Raw genomic sequence first — 22,011 nt, forward strand, 5'->3', positions numbered from 1 at the left:
TATGGTAGACAGAGTTGTCTACGCACTTTCACCCAGGAGATGAACATGAGCATTAAACCCCCATTGCCGCCTTTTACCCGCGAATCCGCCATCGAGAAGGTGCGGTTGGCGGAGGATGCCTGGAACAGCCGCGATCCTGAACACGTATCGCAGGTGTATTCCCTCGATACCCACTGGCGTAACCGCGCGGAGTTTGTCGATGGCCGCGCAGCGGTGGTCGGCTTTTTGCAACGCAAATGGGCAAAAGAACTGGAGTATCGGCTGATTAAGGAACTGTGGGCTTTTGATGGCGCCCGCATCGCGGTGCGTTTCGCCTATGAATGGCGCGACGATTCCGGCAACTGGTATCGCAGCTTCGGCAATGAGAATTGGGAGTTCAATCAGGAGGGGCTGATGATCAACCGCCATGCCTGCATCAACGACATGCCGATCCGCGAACAGGATCGGCGTTTTCACTGGCCGCTCGGTCGGCGCCCGGACGCTGTTCCGGCGCTGAGCGATTTCGGTTTTTGAATCCGATGGCGTGTTGGCGATGGCCTCCTGAAGGCAAAAGCGCACCGATCGACAAAGGGGAATTTGTAGAAAAGCCTTCCTGCTTCTAGACTTAGGGGACAACAAATGCACTCCAAGAGGACAAGCTATGACGAAGAAGTTGGTTTTGGCCGTCGGCACTGCGGCGGTATTTTCCATTCTTGCCGGTTGCACCACCTATGATCGTGCAGCCAGTTATGTCAATGAGCCGGTGGTCAGCGATGTTAAAGTAGGGATGACCAAGCAGCAGGTGCGGGCTATCGCCGGTCCGCCGTCGACCACTGCCACGCTGGTTCATGCGCAGGGCACCTGCGACACCTATGCGGTGGCGCCGCGCGACGGCAAGGTGCAGACGTACTTTGTCAGCTACAACGACACGGGTCATGTCATGAACAAGGGCTATCAAACCTGTTCCGACTACGATTCGCAGCCGAAGTAATCGCGTTTCGGCCGGCTCTAAAAGCCTCGCTTGCGCGGGGCTTTTCATTTTTTAAGCGTTTAAGGCCTGAAGTTTAGGCAACTGCGCCGCCCATCCCATTTTTTTGCATCAAAACGATAGACATTTCATAACGGTATCGCTAATATCAGCGCCCATTGGAAGGATGGCCGAGTGGTTTAAGGCAACGGTCTTGAAAACCGTCGAGTGTAACAGCTCCCAGAGTTCGAATCTCTGTCCTTCCGCCAAATTCAGCCGGCTTAGCTCAGTAGGTAGAGCAACTGACTTGTAATCAGTAGGTCACCAGTTCGATTCCGGTAGCCGGCACCATGACAGAGGCCCCAGCAGAGATGCTGGGGCTTTTTGTTATGCGCTGCACGCTGACACCGGAGGATCAAATTAACCTATTAGGCGGGGCTTTCATCTGCCGCATGGAGCTTGGACATTCATCACGGAGGGGAAGGAGCCGATGGCTTATTCTGGCAGAAATATAGCCGGAGGATGAGCCGGCTATCAGGTAGGGTTCAAATCTCAGTGACCAGCCACTGATCCGCTTCTTCGAACATCTCTTCCAACATCCGGTTCAACTTCTCACGATCGCTTTTGCTGGCATCGGAGTTCAGGCCGTTGGCCTGCATCGGCTTCACGCGCACGTCCGCTTCCGGGAACAGCGCATGCACGCGTTTTTCCAGCTCGTTGCGAATAATCTCGGCGGCGTTGGGCAACCCAGCGACGTTGCGTTTGTCGTACACCAATTCTACAAACATGACTCACCTGTAAATACTGATTTAATGTACAGTATTCTGGCCTGAGGAAGGTCGGTTGGCAAGAGGGGGCGCGGAATTTTGCATGGTGCATTCATTCGTGCGCGGCGTGCGGTAAATCCTGCAGCTGAATCACCAATTCCGCCAGGCTGGCGGCCTGCATTTTCTCCATCACTTTCGCCCGGTGAACCTCCACGGTGCGCAGGGCGATATTCAGCCGTTCCGCCATTTCCCTGTTCATCATGCCTCGCACCACCAGATGCGCGATGTCGCGTTCTTTCGGCGTGAGCGTGCGGTAGCGGCCGCAAGTTTCATGGCATTGCCAGGCCTCGGCGGAGACCTGCTGCGCCCGTTCGAGGGCGGCGATCAGCGGTTCAGCGGCGATCGGCTTTTGCAGGAAATCCACCGCGCCGTGCTTCATCTGCTCCACCGCCATCGGTACGTCGCCATGGCCGGACAGGAACACCACCGCCAGCGTGCTGCCGAGGCGGCGCAGCTCAGCGTAGGCCTGGTGCCCATCGAGTTTCGGCATCCTCATGTCCAGCAAGACGATCCCGGTCTGAAACAGGTCGGCCTGCGCCAAAAAGTCGGTGCTGTCATTCCAGCACTGCACGTCGTGGCCGAGGCTGGTCAGCAAAAAATGGCAGGCGTCAGTGACGGCGACGTCATCGTCCACCAGATGAATTAGCGACATGGTTTTCCTCATCGTTCAATATGAAACGCAGCGTTACGCACAGCCCATTGCGGCTGTCGGGGGCGGGGCGGTTAGCCAGGCGGATTTCGCCGCCGCCATAGCGGGCCAGGCGTCGACAAATGGCTAACCCCAGCCCCATGCCGCCGGCTTTGGTGGTGTTGAAGGGGCGAAAAGCCTGTTCCAGCCCGGCCGTTGTCATGCCGCCCGCGTTGTCCTGCAGATGCAACTCGATCGCCCGTTCGCTCTGGGTGGCGGAAAGCCAGACGGCATTGGCCCCGGCCTGCGCCGCATTCAGCAGCAGGTTCGCCAGCAGCTGTTCCAGCAGCGCCGGCGGCAGGGTTAGCGTCAGCGAAGGCGCCACGTTGTTGAACAACGTCAGGTCGGGATAGCGCTGCGTCAGGCGCAGCAGTGTCCACACCCGCTCGGCGGTTTCGCTTACCGCAGAGGGCCGCCAGCTCGTTTGGTCTATCGCCTCATCGGTGGGCCGCACCCACTGGCGCAGGTTATGAATCGTCTCGCCGCCGCGCTGCGCCTGTCGGTCGATATTTTCCAGCGGCCCCAGCAACGGATGCCCGGCGTCGGTTTTGCGCAGTTGGATCAGGCATCCTTGCGCATAGTGGCGAATAGCCGCCAGCGGTTGATTGAGCTCGTGTGCGAAGCCGGAGGCCATTTCCCCCAGCACGTTCAGCTGCCTGGCGTTCTCCAGCGCCTGCTCCTGCCGCCGCAGTTGCTCCCCGGCATGGAGCAGTTGCCGCCCGCGCCGGCGTACCAGCAGCGCGATCCAGATATGGTTGACGATCAACAGCGCCAGCACCGCCAGCGACAGGCTGACGGCCGTCTGATGCTGGATCAGCCAGCTCTTGATATCCAGCCATAGCCGCCGCTGTTCCGGGTGTCGATTGACGGCGCGCAGCAGCGCTTCCACCTCGCTGGTCGAGGCCGGTGCGCCCCACTGAAAGGGAGACTGCGACGCTGCGGTCAGCAAGGCTCTTGCCACCGCATCCACCAGTGAGTTATCCAGACCGGGCAGGGCGGCGAACGACCAGTTGGGGTAAAGCGGCGTGCTGGTGGCGCAGGGAACCGACGTGGCCTGTTGCAACAGCGGGCGAAAATCCGCCGGATTGATCAGGCCTTCCTTATCCATTTTCTCCAGCAGGCAGACCGGGACGATGGCGGCCTGAATGGCGCGTTCGCGCAACAGATAGATCAGGGCGTCGGCAGGGAAGCCGGTAAAGCGCAGGTGAAAATCGCGCTCGGGCCGTATGCCGGCGTCGCTGAGCGCCTTATAACCGGTCAGATAGCCGCCGAAGGCCTGCGGATCGATGGCGCCCACCGTTTTGCCCATCAGCGCCTGCGGCGTCGTAATGCCGCTGTCACGCCGCACCAAAATCACGCTGCCGATGATGTTGCCCGTTGCCCGATCGCCGTTGGCGGCGCGCAACGACGCCAGCCAGCGCAGATGATAGTGGCTGTTCAACTGCACAAACTGCGCCGGATTAGTGACCACGAACTGCACGCTGCCCCGATTGACCGCTTCGCGCATCTGCGCCAGATCGAGCGGCTGCAGGCGGAAGCGTTCACCGCCGACGCTGCCGTTGAGACTGTCGATCAGCGGCTGCCAGTCACGCGCGGTCGCCGCATCGCCGCGCATCGCCAGCACGCCGACCGACCACTCGCCCGCCTGTGCCGCCATCCCCCAGCCGAGACTGAGCAGCAGTAATAACACGACCTTCACGGCCCCTCCTGATGGGCAATCTGCCTGCCGTCACTTGTTTTAGATCAACGTTAGGTTCGGTATGTGGTTAACCACAATAGAGCTGAGCCCAATGTCATTTTTACACTGTAAATCATCGACATTGTTTATTCATCTAACGGGCATCAATAGCGTGATCGGGGTGATGCCCAGGACGTGGGAGAGGCGCATGGATTTCGGTAAACGGCAGTTTTTGCAGCGGCTGGGCGTGTTGACGGCGGGGGCTTCGCTGATCCCCGTGGCGGAGGCCGGGCTGACGTTAGCGCCGACGCGGCGCGAGGGGGATGCGAGCCGCCGTTACGCGATGCTGATCGATCTACGGCGCTGCGTAGGGTGCCAGGCCTGTACCGTGAGCTGCGCCATTGAAAACCAGACGCCGCACGGCGAGTTCCGCACCACGGTAAACCAGTATCAGGTCAGCCTCGAAGGCGAAGAGGTGGCGGCCAACGTGCTGCTGCCCAGGCTGTGCAACCACTGCGACAACCCGCCCTGCGTGCCGGTATGCCCGGTACAGGCCACCTTCCAGCGCGAGGACGGGATCGTGGTGGTCGACAACAAACGCTGCGTGGGGTGCGCCTATTGCGTACAGGCCTGTCCGTACGATGCCCGTTTTATCAATCACACTACTCAAACGGCGGACAAATGTACCTTCTGCGTGCACCGGCTGGAGGCGGGATTGTTGCCGGCGTGCGTGGAGTCGTGCGTGGGCGGGGCGCGGATCATCGGTGATATGCGCGATCCGCACAGCACGCTGAGCAAGCTGCTGCGGCGCCACGAGGCCGAGATCAAAGTCCTCAAGCCGGAGAACCAAACCGTACCCCACGTTTTTTATCTGGGGCTGGATGACGCCTTCGTCACGCCGCTGCCGGGGCGGGCGCAGGTCGCTTTATGGGGGGAGGGACGATGAGCCGCCAACTGATGATCGCAGAAGTTCTGAGCCAGCCGCAAGTGGTGAGCTGGCTGCCGTGGGCCGTGCAATATTTCTTCTTTATCGGCATCGCCGCCTGCGCCGCGCTGCTGGCCTGCGTGTGGCGCTGGCGCGGTGGAGACAACGACGCACATTTGGAGCGCACGGCGCTGTTTATCGGGCTGACGTGCGCCATCACCGCGCCGCTGGCGCTGACCGCCGACCTGCATCAAATCGCTCGCTTTTGGCATTTCTACGCCTACCCGACGCCTTGGTCGTGGATGCCGTGGGGCGCGCTGTTCTTGCCGCTGTTTACCCTGCTGATCGGCCTGTGGTTTCTCGCGATCGAATTTACACGGCTGACGGGCAGGCGAGTAGCGCTGCTGCGTGGGATCGCGCCCGCCTGCGCGCTGGTGGCTATCGGCCTGCTGTTGTACACCGGGCGTGAGGTTTCCGTCGTGCGCGCCCGCCCAATCTGGTTCAGCTACGCATTTCCGATCGTGATGTTCCTCAGCGCGCTGCAGGCGCTCTTGGCCTTGCTGCTGCTGACATTGCGCGAACGGCCTGGCCTGCAAGCGCCACTGGCGCGCGGGATGCTGTTGACGTTGCTGCTGCTCGGCGGGGCGATCCTGCTGTGGGTATGCGGCGATACGCTATCCGGCGCGGCGGTACGCCACTGGCTGCAGACGCAGGCGACGGCGCGCCGGTATGCCGCGGGATGGATCGCACTGTGGGGGCTGGCGCTGGCGTGCGCCGCTTGGGCTGCCTATCGACGTTTACCGCGCGGCGGCGCGCCGCTGCTGGTGGCAGGCGCGCTGGGGCTGAGCTGGCTGATGCGCTGGACGCTGTTGATCGAGGTGCAAACCATCCCGAAATACAACGCGTCTTATTCCCCCTATAGCCTGCCGCTTGGTACCGATGGCTTGCTGGCGATCGTCGGCACTTTCGGGCTGTGGCTGGCGTTAATGATCATGGTGCGTGAAGCACAGGCGTTTTTACTGCGGAGAAAACAACATGGCTAAACTCACCCGGCGTCAGTGGTTGAAAGTGGGCCTGGCCTTAGGCGGGCTGTCCGCTTTTGGCCTGAGCTATCGCGAGGTCGCCAAACGGGCGATCGACGGCTTGATTCACGGCACCTCAGGGCGGGTGACGTTGGATCGCATCAACGGCAACTCCCTGCCGCCCGAAGGGCGGGCAATGCCGGAATGGCAAGGCAATCCGCAGCAGGCCATCTCGATGACCCAGTGTTTCGGCTGCTGGACGCAATGCGGCGTGCGGGTTCGGGTGGACAGGCAGACCGACCGGGTATTGCGCATTGCCGGCAACCCTTATCATCCGCTGTCTCAGGAGCGGCACCTCGGCTCTGCCTTGCCGCTGCAGGACGCGTTGGCGCAGCTGGGGGCGAGAGCGGCCTCGACGCCCGTTCCACCGCCTGCGCGCGCGGCGCCACGCTGCTGGAGGGGCTTTACAGCCCGCTGCGCGTGCTGGAGCCGATGAAACGCGTCGGCAAGCGCGGCGAGGGCAAGTGGCAACGCATCAGCTTCGAGCAGTTGATCGCTGAAGTGGTGGAGGGCGGCGATCTGTTCGGTGAGGGGCATGTGGACGGTCTGCGGGCGATCCGCGATCTGGAAACGCCGATCGATGCCCGACAGCCGGGGCTGGGGCCGAAAGCCAACCAGCTGCTGGTGACCAACGCCGGTGACGACGGGCGCGACAGCTTCCTGCGGCGCTTCGCCCAGAACAGTTTCGGCAGCAAAAACTTCGGCGCGCATGGCGCATACTGCGGGCTGGCTTACCGCGCTGGTTCCGGCGCGTTGATGAACGATCTGGACAAGAACCCGCACGTGAAACCGGACTGGGAACAGGTCGAATTCGCGCTGTTTATGGGCACCTCGCCGGCGCAGTCCGGCAACCCGTTCAAGCGGCAGGCCCGGCAGCTGGCCAGCGCCAGATTGCGCAGCGAGTTCCGCTATGCGGTGGTGGCGCCGGCGCTGCCGCTGACCACCACACTGGCGGACGATCATGGCCATTGGATCCCGGTGCTGCCGGGCACCGACTCGGCGCTGGCGATGGCGATGATCCGTTGGATCCTCGACAACCGGCGTTATCAGGCCGGCTATCTCGCCATCCCGTCGGAGGCCGCCATGCAACGTGCCGGCGAGAAGAGCTGGACCAACGCCACGCATCTGGTGATCGCCGAGAGCGAGCACCCGTTAGCGGGGCAGCATCTGACGCTCGCTCATCTGAACGGCGCCGAGTCGGCGTCGCCGCTGGTAGTCAACGGCGCGGGGGAGCTGATGCCGGCCGAGGCGTGCGACCGCGCCGAGCTGTGGGTAACCCGCACGGTGACGCTGCACGATGGTGCGCAGGTGGCGGTGAAGAGCGGTTTTCAGTGTTTGAAAGAGGCCGCCGACAAACTGTCGCCGGAGGCATACAGCCGGGAGTGCGGCGTGCCGGTGGCGCGTATCGCGGCGCTGGCCGAGGCCTTTACCGCCCACGGGCGCAAGGCGGCGGTGATCGCCCATGGCGGGATGATGGCGGCAAACGGGTTTTACAATACCTGGTCGGTGATGATGCTCAACGTGTTGATCGGTAACCTGAGCCTGGCGGGCGGGGTGTTCGTCGGCGGCGGCAAATTCAACGGCTTCGCCGAGGGGCCGCGCTATAACCTGGTCGAGTTTCCCGGTCTGGTAAAACCGAAGGGGTTGAATATCGCGCGCAGCAAGGCCGCTTATGAAACCTCCGACGAATACCGCGAAAAAGTGGCGGCGGGCATTTCACCCTGGCCGGCCAGGGCGCCCTGGTATCCGTTCGTCGCCGGGCAGTTGACCGAACTGCTGACATCGGCGCTGGCGGGGTATCCGTACGGGCTGAAAGCCTGGATCTCGAACATGACTAACCCCCTGTACGGTATCGCTGGGTTACGCGGCGTGGCGGAAGAGCGGCTGAAAGATCCGGCGCGTTTGCCGCTGTTTATCGCCATCGATGCGTTTATCAACGAAACGACGGCGCTGGCCGACTATATCGTCCCGGATACCCATAACTTTGAGAGCTGGGGATTCAGCGCCCCCTGGGGTGGTGTCGCCAGCAAGGCAACCACTGCGCGCTGGCCGATAGTGACACCGGCGACCGCGAAAACGGCGCAAGGGCAGCCGATCTCCATGGAGGCATTTTGCATCGCGGTAGCCAAACGCCTGGCGCTGCCGGGGTTTGGCGATCGCGCAATCGGCGACGGCCAGGGCGGGCTGCTGCCGCTCAACCGCGCCGAGGATTATTATCTGCGCGCCGCCGCCAACGTGGCGTTTGCCGGCAAGGCGCCGGTGCCGGCCGTGAGGGAGGAAGAGTTGGCGCTGAGCGGCGTCGATCGCTTGTTGCCGCAGCTTGCGCAGACGCTGCGCGCCGATGAGATCGGCCGCGTGGCGTTTATCTACAGCCGCGGCGGCCGCTTCGCCGAGCATGACAGCGGCCGCCGCGACGGCAGCGTGGGCAACCGCTGGGAGAAGCCGCTGCAGATCTGGAATGCGGAAGTGGCGAAACACCGGCATGCGATTACCGGCGAGCGTTTCAGCGGCTGCCCAACCTGCTACCCGGCGCGTTTGTCGGACGGCCGCGCGGTGGAAGAGCTCTATCCTGAGCGGCAGTGGCCGCTGCGACTGATGTCCTTCAAATCCAATGTGATGAGCAGCTCCACCGCGGTGATCCGGCGCCTGCACGACGTGAAGCCGGTGAACCTGGTGGCGCTGAACCCGGCGGACGGGGCGCGTTTCGGCATTCAACACGGTGATTGGGTGAGCATCAGTACGCCGGGCGGCAGTCGGGAGGCGCAGATCAGTTTGCTGGCGGGGGTGATGCCCGGCGTGATCGCGGTGGAACACGGCTACGGCCACCGGGAGATGGGCGCCAGCCAGCACTACCTGGACGGCGAACCGCTGGCGATGGATAAGCGCATCGCCGCCGGCATCAACCTCAACGATCTGGGGTTTGCCGACCCGACGCGCGAAGTGCCGAATACCTGGCTGGATTGGGTGACCGGTGCGGCGGTGCGTCAGGGCATTCCGGCGGCGATCGTCAAACTTTCCGTGTAAACGACAGACGAAAAAAAACCTGCTTTAACAGCAGGTTTTCTTGAATTTGGTCGGCATGAGAGGATTATGCGCATCTTCGATGCTTGCCCTGCGGGCCGTTGCTAAAGCAACGTGGTCTCACTACGTTCGGCTCAAACCTCCTTCGGAGATTCTCATCCTCTCAGTGTGCGGACGAAAAAAAACCTGCTTTAACAGCAGGTTTTCTTGAATTTGGTCGGCATGAGAGGATTCGAACCTCCGACCCCCGACACCCCATGACGGTGCGCTACCAGGCTGCGCTACATGCCGACGCTATGAAAAATCATACTACCGATTCCCGATGTTAATGCAAGCACCTCGCCACTTGATTGCTTTAGTTTTAAGCAGTTAGTTGGCGATAAAGCGTTTTACATCGGTCAGCACCTGCAGCAGCAGAGCAAGCTGCGGTTTCTCGTCTTTTATTTCTTCGCCGTTCTGATCGTAGACGCGATAGTTGCCGCTGTTGTCCAGCATCAGCGTCTGCGTCGGCGTGGTGATCACCAGCTGATTGCCATCGCCGGTGGCGATCCAGTCGTTGCGGCGCTGGGCGGTGAACAGATCTTCGCCCTGCGAATAGTCTTTCGGCGCGGTCTTCACGTGCAGCAACCGTTGCATCAAGGTGCGCATCACGTCGTTATGGCCGGTCAGCTTGCTGATGGTCTGCGCAGGGGTGCCCGGCCAGTGGATCACCAACGGCACCTGCAGCTGCGCCTGGTTGAAGGCGGAGCCGGCGCCCCATTGGCCCTTGCCGCTGTCGTTGAACTCGACGCCGTGCTCGGCGGTGATCACCACCACGGTTTTATCCAGCAGGCCGCGCTGTTTCAGAGTGTCCAGCACCTGGGCTATCTGGGTATCCACGTCTTGCGCGCCGGTGCGATAGCGCCGAATAAAGTCGGCCGGCGCCGGGGTTTTGTCGCCTTCGGCCGGCTCGGCGCCGCTGAAGTTGATATAGGAGAACCACGGCTCTTTGCTACCCTGATCCGTCAGCCAACGCTGCCATTGCTGCGTGGTTTGCGCATCGCTTTGCGGCGCCGGCGTCGGCAGCGAGAAGTCGGTCAACAGGGCCTGGCGGTACAGGCTGGCATTGAAGCCATCGGAGGAGAACAGCCCCAACTGGTAGCCCCGATCGCCGAGCGCAGAGATCAGCGCCGACGGCTTGCGGCCGGCGAGCACGCTGTCCAGATAAGTCGGGGAAATGCCGTAGAACAGGCCGAACAGCCCGGTATCGGCATGGTTGCCCGAACTGTAGTGATCGCTGAAACGCACGTTTTCCTGGGCGAAGCGCGTCAGCGCCGGCATGTCCTGCGCCATGTCTTTTGCGCGAATGCCGTCCACCACGATCATCAGCAGGTTATAGCTGCTGCCTTTATCGCCGTAGCTGAGATCGCTGAGCGGATACTCCACCGCCACCGCTTCCGGGTTGCCCTGTTGCATCAGGCGGCGCTCATACGCTTGCTGATCGAGCAGGCCGTGTTTTTCGAGGAACTTGCGCGCGGTCATCGGGTACGAGAGCGGCAGGTTGGCCCGCTGCATGGTGATCGGGCGATAGAAGTTGGCGTCGGCCCAGATATAAATCAGGTGCGACGCGAAAAAGGCGCTGATAAACAGCGCCGCCAGCGGTTTGCCGAAACGGCGGCGATTCAGGCTGCGCAGCTTCTGCCAGCTCCAGGTGCCGAACAGCATCTCCACCAGGAAGATCACCGGCACGCAGATAAACATCAGCTGCCAGTCGCGCGAAAGCTCGCTTTGGTCCGGGTTGACCACCAGATCCCACACCACCGGATTGAGGTGCAGGTGGAAATGGGAGAACACTTCGCTGTCGACCAGCAACAGCGTGAGCCCGATGGTGGCCAGCGCGGCGGAAATAAATCGCAGCAGCCGCTGCGACATCACCACGAAGGTGAGCGGGAAGATCACCAGCAAATAGCCGGCGAACACGATAAAGCTGAAATGCCCCAGCAGGCTGACAAAGGCATAGACCCGGCCCAGCAGGGATGCGGGCCAGTCGGTGACAAACAGGTAGCGGCTGCCCAACCCAAGGGCGAGCAGGATGTTGAATAAGGCGAACCAGTGCCCCCAGCTGATCATCTGGGAGACTTTTTCACGATAACGCTGACGGTTTGTCACCATAAGTCAATATTAATGTGCTTTATCTTCACGGACAGAAGCCTGCAGGGCTTCCGAGAACGATCTCGCCAGGGTTTTCCGCTGCGCGGGAGCAACGCTGGTGTTGATCAAATTAGTGACCATGTTGCCCAGCACCATCAGGGAAAGATCGGTGGGGGTATGGTGTTTTTCCAGAACATTGACCAGCTCTGAGAGCAGTTGTTCAACGTGTTCGTCACTGTAACGGGATGATTGTGGCATAAAATTGCGCTTAGTAATCTGCAAAGTGCCCTATCTTACCGTATAGGACAGTGATTTTCCGCTCTTTTATCACTTCCTGTCATTCGGGAAATTGTTCGTCCGCGCCGGGGCGGGCCCTCGCTGCGCCTTTCCGGTTTGCCGCGGTTTTTTAGTATTGCAGGGCGGGGCCTTCAGTGTTTGAATACGCGCCTAAAGAACAGGAGGATTTACCATGAGTCTGGATATCGACCAGATCGCTCTGCACCAGTTGGTGAAACGCGACGAGCAAACGCTGGACGTGGTGCTGCGCGATTCCTTGCTTCCCACCAACGCGGCGGTGGAAGAAATGATGACGGAACTGCATCGCGTCTACAGTGCCAAGAGCAAGGCCTTGGGCCTGTTCAACGAAGGCAGCGAGCTGGCGGAAGCGCTGCGCACCTGCCGCAAGGACGATAAGGACTTTCTGGCCTTCAGCCGCGCGGCGACCGGCCGCCTGCGCGACGAACTGGCGAAGTATCCGTTCGCCGAAGGCGGCGTGGTGCTGTTTGGCCAATACCGTTATCTGGCGGTGGAGTATCTGCTGATCGCGGTGCTGAACAGCCGTAACAGCATGCGCGTCAACGAAGAGCTGGATATCAACACCACGCACTATCTGGACATCAACAACGCTGATATCGTCGCGCGCATCGATCTGACCGAATGGGAAACCAACCCGGAATCGACCCGCTACCTGACCTTCCTGCGCGGGCGCGTGGGCCGCAAGGTCGCCGACTTCTTCATGGATTTCCTGGCGGCGTCCGAAGGGTTGGACACCAAGGCGCAAAACCGCGGGCTGCTGCAGGCGGTGGACGACTACTGCGCCGATGCGCAGTTGGACAAGAACGAGCGCCAGTCGGTGCGCCAGCAGGTATACAGCTACTGCAACGAACAGCTGCAGGCGGGCGAAGAGATTGAACTGCAGGCGCTGTCGCAGGAGCTGTCGCCGGTCGGCGAGAAAGACTTCCTGCAGTTCTCCAGCGAGCAAGGGTATGAGCTGGAAGACAGCTTCCCGGCGGATCGCGGCACGCTGCGCCAGCTGACCAAATTTGCCGGCAGCGGCGGCGGCATCAGCCTGAACTTTGACGCCATGCTGCTGGGCGAGCGTATTTTCTGGGATGCGGCCACCGACACGCTGACCATCAGAGGCACGCCGCCGAACCTGCGCGATCAGCTGCAGCGCCGGACCGGCAGCGGCAAGTAAGCGTACCGAATCGCAGACAATAAAAAACGCCGCAATTGCGGCGTTCTTTATTTCGGCGTCCCGAAAGGTTCGAAAACGTAGCGATTAAACGCGAACGAAGTCGATGTGAGCCAGTTTTGGCTTGAACGGGTGACGCTGTACAGCCTGAACCTTAACTTTGGTTTCTTTACCGTCGATAACCAGAGTTACTGCTTCGCTGTAGAATTCTGGTTTAACTTCCATGTTCTTAACAGAATCATGGTCCAATTCGATGGAAACTGCAGCTTCTTTGCCACCGTAAACGATAGCTGGGAATTTGTTTGCTGCACGCAGGCGGCGGCTCGCACCTTTACCCTGGTCTTTACGTACTTCTACATTGATAGTGAACATTGTTTTTTCTCTTAAAAGAAAATTTACCCTGCTACAGGCGACCCAAGTAGCAAGTTCGGAAACCCGCTTTAACGCTGGGCAGGCCCAGGTAAAGCGCGCGGCATTTTAACGGAAAGCCGCCCGCAGGGCAACGAAAACCTGCCCAGGTTGGGGACAGCTCGCTCAGGCCAATTGATTGGCGCGGCGGAAACGGCCTTGGTAATCGAACACTTTCTCGCGCACCTGCCAAAACTGCCCGCGTTTGCGCGCCACCACGAAATCCGGATGGCGCAGCGCCTGCTGCTGCGCCAGCACGTCGGCGGCGGTGTGCCAGGTGAACGGCACGCCCGGCGCGCGCTGATGCGGGCGCAGGAACAGCATTTCGAACGCTTTGCGCTGCGCCGGCGTCTGCAGGCGGAAACGCTCGCTGGTGCTGGTGCCGTCCTCGTCGTAATAAGTGGCCTTCAGCCATTCGCCCTTGTCGTCGCGGCCGCTCTGCAGTTCCATGCCGCCGCAGCGCAGCACCAGCGCGTCTTTCAGCTTCAGCGCCGCCTTCAGCATGTCGTCGGGATCGACCAGCACCTCCTGGCACTGATGGCAGCGGCGCGCGGCGATGTCGTTCTCCGCGCCGCAGTGCGGGCAGCTCTTGAACCGGAAGCGGTAATCGCACTGCTCGCGGTGGCCGTCGTCGTCCTCCAGCCAGCCCTGGCAGCGGCGGCCGTAGTGCTCGATGATGTCGCCGTTCTCGGTGCACTTGCCCCAGAACAGGTTGGCGAAGCCGCAGGCCGGGCAGAACACCTGCACCGGTTGGCTGTCGCCGTGCGGCTTGCTGACGCCGACCTCCGGCGTGAACAGGTCGTGCGGGTTGCCGGCGTAGTCGAGGATCAGGCAATCCTCCTTGCCGGGCGCCAGCCGCAGCCCGCGGCCGACGATCTGCTGATACAGGCTGACGGACTCGGTCGGGCGCAGGATCGCGATCAGATCGACGTGCGGCGCATCGAAGCCGGTGGTCAACACCGCGACGTTGACCAGATAGCGCAGCTGCTGCTGTTTGAACGCCTCGATCAGCGCATCGCGCTCGGCGGGCGGCGTTTCGGCACTGACCAGCGCGGCCTCGCCGTTCGGCAGCAGGCCGTGGATCTCGCGAGCGTGCTCGACGGTGGCGGCGAAGATCATCACCCCTTTGCGGTCTTCGGCGTACTCCACAATCTGGCTGATGATGTGCGGCGTGACGCGGTTTTGCCGCTTCAGCTCGCGGTTCAGATCCGCTTCGCTGAACAGGCCGTTGCTTCTGGCTTCCAGCCGGCTGAAATCGTACTGCACGATCGGCATGTCCAGCCGCTCAGGCGGCACCAGGAAGCCGTTCTTAATCATATAGCGCAGCGGCAGCTCGTAGATGCAGTCGCGAAACAGGCTGGCGCTGTCGCCGCGGGTGAAGCCGTGGTAGTGATACTGGTAAATCCAACCCTTGCCCAGGCGATAGGGCGTGGCGGTCAGCCCCAGCAGCCGCAGCTGCGGGTTGGTTTTCTGCAAATGCTGGATGATTTGCTGGTACTGGCTGTCGTCGTCGTCGCTGATGCGGTGGCATTCATCGACGATCAGCAGCGAGAAAGCGCCGTCGAACAGCGGCAGGTTGCGCGCCACCGACTGCACGCTGCCGAATACCACCTTGCCGGCGCTCTCTTTTTGTTGCAGGCCGGCGGCGAAGATATCCGCCTCCAGGCCGTAGGCGCAGTATTTGGCGTGGTTTTGCGCCACCAGTTCTTTGACGTGCGCCAGCACCAGCACCCGCCCGCGGGCGCGCTTCGCCAGCTCGGCGATCACCAGGCTTTTGCCGGCGCCGGTCGGCAGCACGATCAGCGCCGGTTCGGGATGCCGCCGGAAATGATTGATGGTGGCTTCGACCGCTTCCAGTTGGTAGGGGCGTAGGATAAAGGCCATAAATGAACGCCGTGGGTTGAGATGGGCCGTCGGGAAGCGGTTTTGTCACCGCTGTTTCCACAGAAACCGTGACATTTTACGCGCCGGGCGGCCGAAAAATTTCCATTATTATGCCTTCTGCGCGCGTGCGGTGCGAGAAGCGTGAAAATTACCCCTGTCGGGCAACGCGTTGTGCCGCTATACTCGTGTGACAGCAATCGCTGTGCCCCCACGCGATTTCCCCCCTGAGCCTGCCATTTGCACCCGGTGCAACGGCGGGCGTCATATTTTGGCAATACGATCAATGCGATCATAACAACGACAGGCAAAGCAGATCCCATGCGATTGGACAAGTTTTTATCTCAGCAGTTAGGCATCAGCCGTGCGCTGGTCGCGCGCGAACTTCGGGCTAAACGCGTCACCGTGGACGGTGAGGTAGTGAAGAGCGGGGCGATCAAACTGACCCCGGAGCAAGAAGTGGCGTTCGACGGCAATCCGCTGCAGCAGCAGAACGGCCCGCGCTATTTCATGCTCAATAAACCGCAGGGTTACGTCTGCTCCACCGACGATCCCGATCATCCGACGGTGCTGTATTTTCTCGATGAGCCGGTCGCGTACAAGCTGCACGCCGCCGGGCGGCTAGATATCGACACCACCGGGCTGGTGTTGATGACCGACGACGGCCAGTGGTCGCACCGCATCACGTCGCCGCGCCACCACTGCGAGAAAACCTATCTGGTGACGCTGGAGCACCCGCTGGCGGAAGACACCGCGCAGCGTTTCGCCGAAGGGGTGCAACTGCACAACGAAAAAGACCTGACGCGGCCGGCGGCGTTGGAGCAGGTCGACGAGCACGTGGTACGCCTGACCCTCAGCGAAGGGCGCTACCACCAGGTGAAGCGGATGTTCGCTGCCGTCGGCAACCGGGTGATCGAGTTGCACCGTGAGCGCATCGGCGCCATCGTGCTGGATGACGATCTGGCACCGGGCGAATATCGCCCACTGACCGAAGAAGAGATCGCCAGCGTGGGCGCGCCGCACCTGCAGGATTGAAAACCGATCATCGATTGCGGCCGATTAAGGAGTCGTGGAACGTGCAACAGAACCGAACCTCTCATCTCGGTTTGATTTTCATTCTGGGCCTGTTGTCCATGTTGATGCCGTTGGCCATCGACATGTACCTGCCCAGTATGCCGGTGATCGCCGCCCAGTTTGGCGTCGAGTCCGGCAGCGTGCAGATGACGCTCAGCGCCTATATGCTCGGCTTTGCCTTCGGGCAACTGTTCTATGGGCCGATGTCGGACAGCATCGGCCGCAAGCCGGTGATCCTGTGGGGTACGCTGATCTTCGCCATCGCCGGCTGCGCCTGTGCCATGGCGCAGTCGATCGATCAGCTGATCGGGCTGCGTTTCCTGCACGGTTTGGCCGCCGCTGCCGCCAGCGTGGTGATCAACGCCCTGATGCGCGATATGTTCACCAAGGATGAGTTCTCGCGGATGATGTCGTTCGTCATTCTGGTGATGACCATCGCGCCGCTGCTGGCGCCGATGATCGGCGGTGCGCTGTTGCTGTGGTTCAGCTGGCACGCCATCTTCTGGACCATGGGCGCCGCGGCGCTGATCGGTTCACTGCTGGTGGCCCTGTTCATCAAGGAGACGCTGCCGAAAGAGCGGCGACAACGATTCCACCTGCGCACCACGCTGGGCAACTTCGGTTCGCTGTTCCGCCACAAACGGGTGCTGAGCTACATGCTGGCCAGCGCCTTCTCGTTTGCGGGCATGTTCTCGTTCCTCAGCGCCGGGCCGTTCGTCTACATCGAACTGAACCACGTTTCGCCGCAGCATTTCGGCTACTATTTTGCGCTGAACATCGTCTTCCTGTTCCTGACGACGCTGATCAACAGCCGCAACGTGCGGCGGTTCGGCGCGGTCAAGATGTTCAAGCTGGGGCTGTTGGTACAGCTGGCGATGGGGCTGTGGCTGGTGGCAGTGAGCGCCGTCGGCCTGGGCTTCTGGGCGCTGGTGATCGGCGTTGCGGTCTATCTGGGGTGCATCGCGATGATCTCCTCCAACGCCATGGCGGTGATCCTGGATGACTTCCCGCATATGGCGGGTACCGCATCTTCTCTGGCCGGCACGTTGCGCTTCAGCATCGGCGCGCTGGTGGGGGCGGTACTGTCGATGGCGCCGGGCAAAAGCGCCTGGCCAATGGTCACCTCGATGGCGCTGTGCAGCATCGTGGCGGTGCTGTTCTATGTTTACGCCAGCCGGCCGCGCGATCGCGCAGCCTGACGTTCTCCCGATGCGGGGCGTGTCGCTCCGCATCATCATGGGGTTGCGCCCTGCCATTTCAGGGTGCAACTGGCAATGGAATTTTTGTTGCTAAATATACGCAAGCTAACTAATTGGCCGTTTTCCCCTCTGTGTGCTTTTTGTTAAAAAATCCCGCCGCCGCACCGCCCAATATTCCCCGGGAGGCGCGGCGTTCTGCCGGCTGAGCGCAGCGGGTGGTTTGTGTTAGTGTCGATGTAAATCAAGGAATTAGCAGGGGAATCGGCGCTAACGTGGCGGGTGAAATGTTTCTTCAATGTAAAAATATGGCGACGGAAAAGTAGTCGCATTGCAAGAAAAAAGAGTTGAGATCGCTGCAGGAAAGGGTTACATATAACGCAAAAATGCGAGCTGAGTCGCAAAATGCCGTGAAATAACACCGCACGGCGCGCCAAAAAATGGCACGGCATCGGCAAGCACGGGGTCTGGTTAATGGCTAGCGGCAAAATTTACATTTAAATAACATTTGTGCGCGGCAGAGTCGGGAGTCAACGGCTATAACTTAGTAACCCTGTCAGGTAAAAGTGTTTCACCTTTTCAAACTAGGGATTTCATGTGGAGAGTATCCAACTTTCGGTAGTGCATCGCTTGCCGCAAAGTTATCGTTGGCTATCCGGTTTCACCGGCGTGAAGGTCGAACCGATTCCGTTTAACGGAATAGACGAAGATAACAACCTGATTGGGCTGAAGTTACTCAGCCATGAAGGGGCCGAGGCCTGGCAGGTAATGCAACAGCTCAAGCTGTCGCTGCAGGAGATTCAGGTCGATTGCGCGATCGTCGAATGGGAAGGCGAGCCTTGCCTGTTCGTGCAGCGCAGCGACGAGAGCGCCACCATGTGCCGCCTGAAAAACGTCGGCGCCGCGATCGCCGAACCGCTGAGCGCACAATACCCTTTCTGAATTCGCCGCTAATCCGCCAACTTCAGCAGTTGACGGGTATAGTCGGCGGCGGGCGCCGCGAAAATCGCCCGGCAGTCTCCCTGTTCAACCACTTCTCCCTGTCGCAACACGATGACCTGGTGGCATAGCGAACGCACCACCTGCAGGTCATGGCTGATGAACAGATAAGCCAACCGGTGACGTTGCTGCAGCGATTTCAGCAGCGTCAGGATCTGCGCCTGCACCGATTTATCCAGCGAAGAGGTCGGCTCGTCGAGGATCAGCAGCTGCGGCTGCAGGATCAGCGCGCGCGCGATGGCGATTCGCTGGCGCTGCCCGCCGGAAAACTCGGTGGGATAGCGATGGCGCAGTTGCGGATCCAGGCCGACTTCCTGCAACACCTCGATCACGCGCTGTTCCCGCTGCTCGGCGCTAAGCCGCTGGTGCACTTCCAGCCCCTCGGCGATGATCTGCTGCACGTTCAGGCGCGGGTTCAGGGCGGAATAGGGATCCTGGAAGACGATTTGCATCCGGCTGCGGTAGGGCAGCATCTGCTTCATCGTGAGCGGGTGCAGCGGTTCGCCGTCGAACCAGATGGCGCCTTGTGAGGCCAACAGGCGCAGCAGCGCCAGCCCGGTGGTGCTTTTTCCCGAGCCGGATTCTCCCACCAGCCCCACGCTTTCCCCGGCACGTAGCTCGAAACTCAATGATTTCAATGCATAGTGATAATCCACCGTGCGGCGCAGCAGGCCGCGGCGAATGGGGAAGCGCACCTGCAAATCTTCCACCTTGAGCAGTGGCCGCTCGTCGCTGGGGCGCCCGTTGGCGGCGGCAGGCAACGGCAGCGGTTCACCGACGTCCTCGGCGGCCAGCAGCTGCTGCGTGTAGGGATGCTGCGGCCGGCTGAACAGCTGCGCGCGGCCGTTTTGCTCCACGCAGCGCCCTTGGCGCATCACCGCCACGTTGTCCGCCAGGCGGCGCACGATATTCAGGTTGTGGGTGATGAACAGCAGCCCCATGTCCATCTCTTGTTTCAATTCTTGCAGCAGCGTCAGAATCTGCGCCTGGATAGTGACGTCGAGCGCGGTGGTGGGCTCGTCGGCGATCAGCAGTTTTGGACGGGTCAACACCGCCATGGCGATCATTACCCGCTGGCGTTCGCCGCCGGACAGCTGATGCGGGTAATCCTGCAGCCGGCTTTTGGCCTGACGGATGCCGACGCGCTCCAGGCATTCGACGATCTCTGCGCGCGCGGCTTCGCGCCGCAGGCCGCGGTGCAGCATCAGCACTTCCGCAAGCTGTTTTTCGATGGTGTGCAGCGGGTTAAGCGACACCATCGGTTCCTGAAAGATCATCGCAATCTGATTGCCGCGCACCTTGCGCAGCGCCGCTTCCGGCGCATGCAGCAACGAATCGCCGTTGAACAGGATATCGCCGGCAGGGTAAACCACCGGAGGCGCGGGCAGCAGGCGCAGTATCGACAGGGCGGTGACGCTTTTGCCGGAGCCGGATTCCCCTACCAGCGCCAGCGTTTCCGCCGGCGCGATTTGCAGCGAGAGTTCGTTGACCACCGGCGTAACGGTGTCGCCCTGGCGGAAGGCAATGCTGAGATCCTGAATAGCGAGCAAAGGAGTGGCCATATCAATGCGCCTTGCTAGGGTCAAAGGCGTCGCGCACCGCTTCGCCGATAAAGATTAATAACGACAGCAGCACCGCCAAGACCAGGAAGGCGGTGATGCCGAGCCACGGCGCCTGCAGATTGTTTTTGCCCTGCAGCAGCAATTCGCCGAGCGACGGCGAGCCTATCGGCAGACCGAAACCGAGGAAATCGAGCGACGTCAGGGTGGTGATCGAGCCGCAGAGGATAAACGGCAGGAAGGTCAGCGTCGCCACCATGGCGTTAGGCAGCATATGGCGGGACATAATCACCCGATCCGGCACGCCCATGGCGCGCGCGGCGCGGATGTAGTCAAAATTGCGGGTGCGCAGGAATTCGGCGCGCACCACGCCCACCAGGCTCATCCAGCCGAACAGGATGGTGATGCCGAGCAGCCACCAGAAATTGGGCTGGACGATGCTCGACAGCAGAATGATCAGAAACAGCGTCGGCATACCCGACCACACTTCGATAAAGCGCTGCCCCCACAGATCGAAACGCCCGCCGTAGTACCCTTGCGTCGCGCCGACGCACACGCCGATCAGGCTGGAAAACAGCGTCAGCGCCAGTCCGAACAGCATCGAGATGCGAAAGCCGTACAGCACACGAGCGAGCACGTCGCCGCCGTTGCTGTCGGTGCCCAGCAGGTTGTGACGCGAAGGCGGCGAGGGGAAGGGCACCTCGGTGGCGAAGTTGATGGTGTCGTAGCTGAAACGGATCGGTGCCCAAACCGCCCAGCCGTGCCGTTCGATCTGTCGCTGTACGAACGGATCCTGATAGTCGGCTTCGGTGTTCAGCTCGCCGCCAAAGGCGGTTTCGCTGTAGTTAATCATAAAGGGCAGGTACAGCCGGCCTTCATAACGCACCAACAGCGGTTTGTCGTTGGCGATCAGATCGGCGGCCAGGCTCAGGGTGAACAACACCAAAAAAATCCACAGCGACCAGTAGCCGCGCCGGTTGCGGCGAAAACGCGCCCAGCGCGCCTGGTTGATCGGGCTAAGGCGGCTCATTGGCGGGCCTCGAAGTCAATGCGCGGATCGACCAGGGTGTAGGTGATATCGCTGAGGATATTCAACAGCAGGCCGATCAGGGTGAAGATATACAGCGTGCCGAACATCACCGGGTAGTCGCGCTGCAGCGTGGCGTCGTAGCCCAGCAGCCCCAGGCCGTTGAGCGAGAACATGACTTCTATCAGCAGCGAGCCGGTGAAGAACATGCTGATAAAGGTGGCCGGAAAACCGGCGATCACCAGCAGCATGGCGTTGCGGAACACGTGGCGGTAGAGGATTTTTTTCTCATCCAGCCCTTTGGCGCGGGCGGTGGTGACGTACTGCTTGCGGATCTCGTCGAGGAACGAGTTTTTGGTCAGCATGGTCAGGGTGGCGAAGCCGCCGATCACCGTCGCCAGCACCGGCAGGGTGATGTGCCACAGGTAGTCGGCGATCTTCGCCGGCCACGAGAGGGTGTCGAAGTTGCTGGACACCAGGCCGCGCAGCGGGAACCAGTCAAGGTAGCTGCCGCCGGCGAACAGCACGATCATCAGGATGGCGAACAGGAAAGCCGGAATGGCGTAGCCGATAATGATCAGCGTGCTGCTCCAGGTATCGAACGCGCTGCCGTTGTGGACGGCCTTGCGGATGCCGAGCGGGATCGACACCAGGTAAATGATCAGCGTGCTCCAAAGGCCCAGCGTGATGGAGACCGGCAGGCTCTGGCCGATCAGCTGCATCACCGAGGCACCGCGAAACAGGCTGTCGCCGAAGTCGAAGCGCATATAGTTCCACAGCATGGTGAAGTAGCGTTCGTGCAGCGGTTTGTCGAAGCCGTAACGTTGGGTGATCTCGGCGATCACCTCCGGATCCAGGCCGCGCGAACCGCGGTATTGGCCGTCGCCAGCCGCGATGCCCGCCCGGGCATGACCCAGGCCTTCACCTGCGCCGCCGCTGCCAAAACCGCTACCGTGCCCCAGCTCAATGGCGGCGATGGCTTGATCGACCGGACCGCCGGGCGCAATTTGCACGATAAAAAAGTTGATGGTGATGATCGCCCACAGCGTGGGGATCACCAATAACAGTCTGCGTATCAGATAGGCCGCCATTCCGA

The 22,011-nt window shown here is 61.1% G+C and carries 18 protein-coding genes, 3 tRNA genes, 1 other RNA gene and 1 pseudogene; 11 read left to right on the top strand and 12 right to left on the bottom strand.

What is annotated here, in order from left to right:
- Nucleotides 1-45: 45 nt before the first annotated feature.
- The 4 genes from ACUTSC_RS12210 to ACUTSC_RS12225 all read left to right on the top strand — a co-directional run bounded on the left by ACUTSC_RS12210 (nucleotide 46) and on the right by ACUTSC_RS12225 (nucleotide 1,297).
- Nucleotides 46-513, top strand: a complete 468-nt coding sequence (locus tag ACUTSC_RS12210) for a DUF1348 family protein (protein WP_197768144.1) — start codon at nucleotides 46-48, stop codon at nucleotides 511-513.
- 127 nt (nucleotides 514-640) lie between these two features.
- Nucleotides 641-970 (top strand): osmotically-inducible lipoprotein OsmE, encoded by a 330-nt coding sequence (osmE, locus tag ACUTSC_RS12215; protein ID WP_025303630.1) that lies wholly within the window; start codon nucleotides 641-643, stop codon nucleotides 968-970.
- 157 nt (nucleotides 971-1,127) lie between these two features.
- A tRNA-Ser gene (locus ACUTSC_RS12220) sits at nucleotides 1,128-1,215 on the top strand.
- Between the two features lie 6 nt (nucleotides 1,216-1,221).
- A tRNA-Thr gene (locus tag ACUTSC_RS12225) sits at nucleotides 1,222-1,297 on the top strand.
- Between the two features lie 194 nt (nucleotides 1,298-1,491).
- Here the strand turns inward: ACUTSC_RS12225 and ACUTSC_RS12230 are convergent.
- The 3 genes from ACUTSC_RS12230 to ttrS all read right to left on the bottom strand — a co-directional run bounded on the left by ACUTSC_RS12230 (nucleotide 1,492) and on the right by ttrS (nucleotide 4,118).
- Nucleotides 1,492-1,734 carry a DinI-like family protein gene (locus ACUTSC_RS12230; RefSeq protein WP_197768143.1) on the bottom strand — a complete coding sequence of 81 codons (243 nt, stop codon included), beginning with the start codon at nucleotides 1,732-1,734 and terminating at the stop codon, nucleotides 1,492-1,494.
- Nucleotides 1,735-1,825: 91 nt separating this feature from the next.
- The gene (gene ttrR / locus ACUTSC_RS12235) at nucleotides 1,826-2,425 is read right to left on the bottom strand and encodes a tetrathionate respiration response regulator TtrR (protein ID WP_197768142.1); all 600 of its coding nucleotides are present in this window, start codon (nucleotides 2,423-2,425) and stop codon (nucleotides 1,826-1,828) included.
- Nucleotides 2,397-4,118 carry a tetrathionate respiration histidine kinase TtrS gene (gene ttrS / locus ACUTSC_RS12240; protein WP_443003343.1) on the bottom strand — a complete coding sequence of 574 codons (1,722 nt, stop codon included), beginning with the start codon at nucleotides 4,116-4,118 and terminating at the stop codon, nucleotides 2,397-2,399. The genes ttrR and ttrS overlap by 29 nt, the downstream gene beginning before the upstream one ends.
- 229 nt (nucleotides 4,119-4,347) lie before the next feature.
- Here ttrS and ttrB point away from each other — a divergent pair, with 229 nt between their 5' ends.
- The 3 genes and pseudogenes from ttrB (at nucleotide 4,348) to ttrA (ending at nucleotide 9,170) form a co-directional block, all read left to right on the top strand.
- Nucleotides 4,348-5,085, top strand: coding sequence for a tetrathionate reductase subunit TtrB (ttrB, locus tag ACUTSC_RS12245; protein WP_197768141.1), 738 nt, complete (start codon nucleotides 4,348-4,350; stop codon nucleotides 5,083-5,085).
- Nucleotides 5,082-6,107, top strand: coding sequence for a tetrathionate reductase subunit TtrC (ttrC, locus tag ACUTSC_RS12250; protein WP_197768140.1), 1,026 nt, complete (start codon nucleotides 5,082-5,084; stop codon nucleotides 6,105-6,107). The genes ttrB and ttrC overlap by 4 nt, the downstream gene beginning before the upstream one ends.
- Nucleotides 6,100-9,170, top strand: a pseudogene (gene ttrA, locus ACUTSC_RS12255) (tetrathionate reductase subunit TtrA). Before ttrC ends, ttrA begins: the two are co-directional and overlap by 8 nt.
- A gap of 47 nt (nucleotides 9,171-9,217) precedes the next feature.
- Here ttrA and ACUTSC_RS12260 read toward each other — a convergent pair.
- The 4 genes from ACUTSC_RS12260 to ACUTSC_RS12275 all read right to left on the bottom strand — a co-directional run bounded on the left by ACUTSC_RS12260 (nucleotide 9,218) and on the right by ACUTSC_RS12275 (nucleotide 11,555).
- Nucleotides 9,218-9,347: non-coding RNA, RtT sRNA (locus tag ACUTSC_RS12260), on the bottom strand.
- 34 nt (nucleotides 9,348-9,381) lie between these two features.
- A tRNA-Pro gene (locus tag ACUTSC_RS12265) sits at nucleotides 9,382-9,458 on the bottom strand.
- Between the two features lie 78 nt (nucleotides 9,459-9,536).
- Nucleotides 9,537-11,318: an LPS biosynthesis-modulating metalloenzyme YejM gene (gene yejM / locus ACUTSC_RS12270; RefSeq protein ID WP_197768138.1), complete on the bottom strand. Its 1,782-nt coding sequence runs from the start codon at nucleotides 11,316-11,318 to the stop codon at nucleotides 9,537-9,539.
- Between the two features lie 9 nt (nucleotides 11,319-11,327).
- Entirely contained in the window at nucleotides 11,328-11,555 is a 228-nt protein-coding gene (locus ACUTSC_RS12275; RefSeq protein WP_197768137.1) for a DUF1414 domain-containing protein, read from the bottom strand.
- A gap of 211 nt (nucleotides 11,556-11,766) precedes the next feature.
- On the opposite strand from ACUTSC_RS12275, the gene yejK reads away from it, so the two are divergent.
- Nucleotides 11,767-12,774 (top strand): nucleoid-associated protein YejK, encoded by a 1,008-nt coding sequence (yejK, locus tag ACUTSC_RS12280; RefSeq protein WP_197768136.1) that lies wholly within the window; start codon nucleotides 11,767-11,769, stop codon nucleotides 12,772-12,774.
- An 84-nt stretch (nucleotides 12,775-12,858) separates the two neighbouring features.
- Here the strand turns inward: yejK and rplY are convergent, their stop codons facing one another.
- Together rplY and ACUTSC_RS12290 are read right to left on the bottom strand one after the other, a co-directional pair.
- Complete coding sequence (rplY, locus tag ACUTSC_RS12285) at nucleotides 12,859-13,143, bottom strand: 50S ribosomal protein L25 (RefSeq protein ID WP_197768135.1); 285 nt, start codon at nucleotides 13,141-13,143, stop codon at nucleotides 12,859-12,861.
- Nucleotides 13,144-13,305: 162 nt separating this feature from the next.
- Nucleotides 13,306-15,063 (bottom strand): DEAD/DEAH box helicase family protein, encoded by a 1,758-nt coding sequence (locus ACUTSC_RS12290; RefSeq protein WP_197768134.1) that lies wholly within the window; start codon nucleotides 15,061-15,063, stop codon nucleotides 13,306-13,308.
- Between the two features lie 318 nt (nucleotides 15,064-15,381).
- Between ACUTSC_RS12290 and rsuA the strand changes: the two genes are divergently transcribed.
- The 3 genes from rsuA to ACUTSC_RS12305 all read left to right on the top strand — a co-directional run bounded on the left by rsuA (nucleotide 15,382) and on the right by ACUTSC_RS12305 (nucleotide 18,272).
- Nucleotides 15,382-16,095, top strand: coding sequence for a 16S rRNA pseudouridine(516) synthase RsuA (gene rsuA, locus ACUTSC_RS12295; protein ID WP_197768133.1), 714 nt, complete (start codon nucleotides 15,382-15,384; stop codon nucleotides 16,093-16,095).
- Nucleotides 16,096-16,136: 41 nt separating this feature from the next.
- The gene (locus ACUTSC_RS12300; protein ID WP_063988776.1) at nucleotides 16,137-17,333 is read left to right on the top strand and encodes a Bcr/CflA family multidrug efflux MFS transporter; all 1,197 of its coding nucleotides are present in this window, start codon (nucleotides 16,137-16,139) and stop codon (nucleotides 17,331-17,333) included.
- Between the two features lie 594 nt (nucleotides 17,334-17,927).
- Nucleotides 17,928-18,272, top strand: a complete 345-nt coding sequence (locus ACUTSC_RS12305) for a hypothetical protein (RefSeq protein WP_197768131.1) — start codon at nucleotides 17,928-17,930, stop codon at nucleotides 18,270-18,272.
- Nucleotides 18,273-18,280: 8 nt separating this feature from the next.
- Here ACUTSC_RS12305 and yejF read toward each other — a convergent pair whose 3' ends face one another.
- From yejF to ACUTSC_RS12320, 3 genes are read right to left on the bottom strand one after another with little or no spacing between them, the layout of a single operon-like run.
- The gene (yejF, locus tag ACUTSC_RS12310; RefSeq protein WP_197768130.1) at nucleotides 18,281-19,891 is read right to left on the bottom strand and encodes a microcin C ABC transporter ATP-binding protein YejF; all 1,611 of its coding nucleotides are present in this window, start codon (nucleotides 19,889-19,891) and stop codon (nucleotides 18,281-18,283) included.
- A gap of 1 nt (nucleotide 19,892) precedes the next feature.
- Complete coding sequence (locus ACUTSC_RS12315) at nucleotides 19,893-20,918, bottom strand: ABC transporter permease (protein WP_060420176.1); 1,026 nt, start codon at nucleotides 20,916-20,918, stop codon at nucleotides 19,893-19,895.
- Nucleotides 20,915-22,006, bottom strand: a complete 1,092-nt coding sequence (locus tag ACUTSC_RS12320) for a microcin C ABC transporter permease YejB (RefSeq protein WP_060420179.1) — start codon at nucleotides 22,004-22,006, stop codon at nucleotides 20,915-20,917. The genes ACUTSC_RS12315 and ACUTSC_RS12320 overlap by 4 nt, the downstream gene beginning before the upstream one ends.
- Nucleotides 22,007-22,011: the final 5 nt, after the last annotated feature.

It is taken from the genome of Serratia sp. TSA_105.2 (assembly GCF_052692115.1).

Coding starts and splice junctions, on each gene's coding strand:
- ACUTSC_RS12210 (WP_197768144.1), top strand. CDS start 46: ATGAGCATTAAACCCCCATTGCCGCCTTTTACCCGCGAATCCGCCATC.
- osmE (WP_025303630.1), top strand. CDS start 641: ATGACGAAGAAGTTGGTTTTGGCCGTCGGCACTGCGGCGGTATTTTCC.
- ACUTSC_RS12230 (WP_197768143.1), bottom strand. CDS start 1,734: ATGTTTGTAGAATTGGTGTACGACAAACGCAACGTCGCTGGGTTGCCC.
- ttrR (WP_197768142.1), bottom strand. CDS start 2,425: ATGTCGCTAATTCATCTGGTGGACGATGACGTCGCCGTCACTGACGCC.
- ttrS (WP_443003343.1), bottom strand. CDS start 4,118: ATGGCGGCACAGGCGGGCGAGTGGTCGGTCGGCGTGCTGGCGATGCGC.
- ttrB (WP_197768141.1), top strand. CDS start 4,348: ATGGATTTCGGTAAACGGCAGTTTTTGCAGCGGCTGGGCGTGTTGACG.
- ttrC (WP_197768140.1), top strand. CDS start 5,082: ATGAGCCGCCAACTGATGATCGCAGAAGTTCTGAGCCAGCCGCAAGTG.
- yejM (WP_197768138.1), bottom strand. CDS start 11,318: ATGGTGACAAACCGTCAGCGTTATCGTGAAAAAGTCTCCCAGATGATC.
- ACUTSC_RS12275 (WP_197768137.1), bottom strand. CDS start 11,555: ATGCCACAATCATCCCGTTACAGTGACGAACACGTTGAACAACTGCTC.
- yejK (WP_197768136.1), top strand. CDS start 11,767: ATGAGTCTGGATATCGACCAGATCGCTCTGCACCAGTTGGTGAAACGC.
- rplY (WP_197768135.1), bottom strand. CDS start 13,143: ATGTTCACTATCAATGTAGAAGTACGTAAAGACCAGGGTAAAGGTGCG.
- ACUTSC_RS12290 (WP_197768134.1), bottom strand. CDS start 15,063: ATGGCCTTTATCCTACGCCCCTACCAACTGGAAGCGGTCGAAGCCACC.
- rsuA (WP_197768133.1), top strand. CDS start 15,382: ATGCGATTGGACAAGTTTTTATCTCAGCAGTTAGGCATCAGCCGTGCG.
- yejF (WP_197768130.1), bottom strand. CDS start 19,891: ATGGCCACTCCTTTGCTCGCTATTCAGGATCTCAGCATTGCCTTCCGC.
- ACUTSC_RS12315 (WP_060420176.1), bottom strand. CDS start 20,918: ATGAGCCGCCTTAGCCCGATCAACCAGGCGCGCTGGGCGCGTTTTCGC.
- ACUTSC_RS12320 (WP_060420179.1), bottom strand. CDS start 22,006: ATGGCGGCCTATCTGATACGCAGACTGTTATTGGTGATCCCCACGCTG.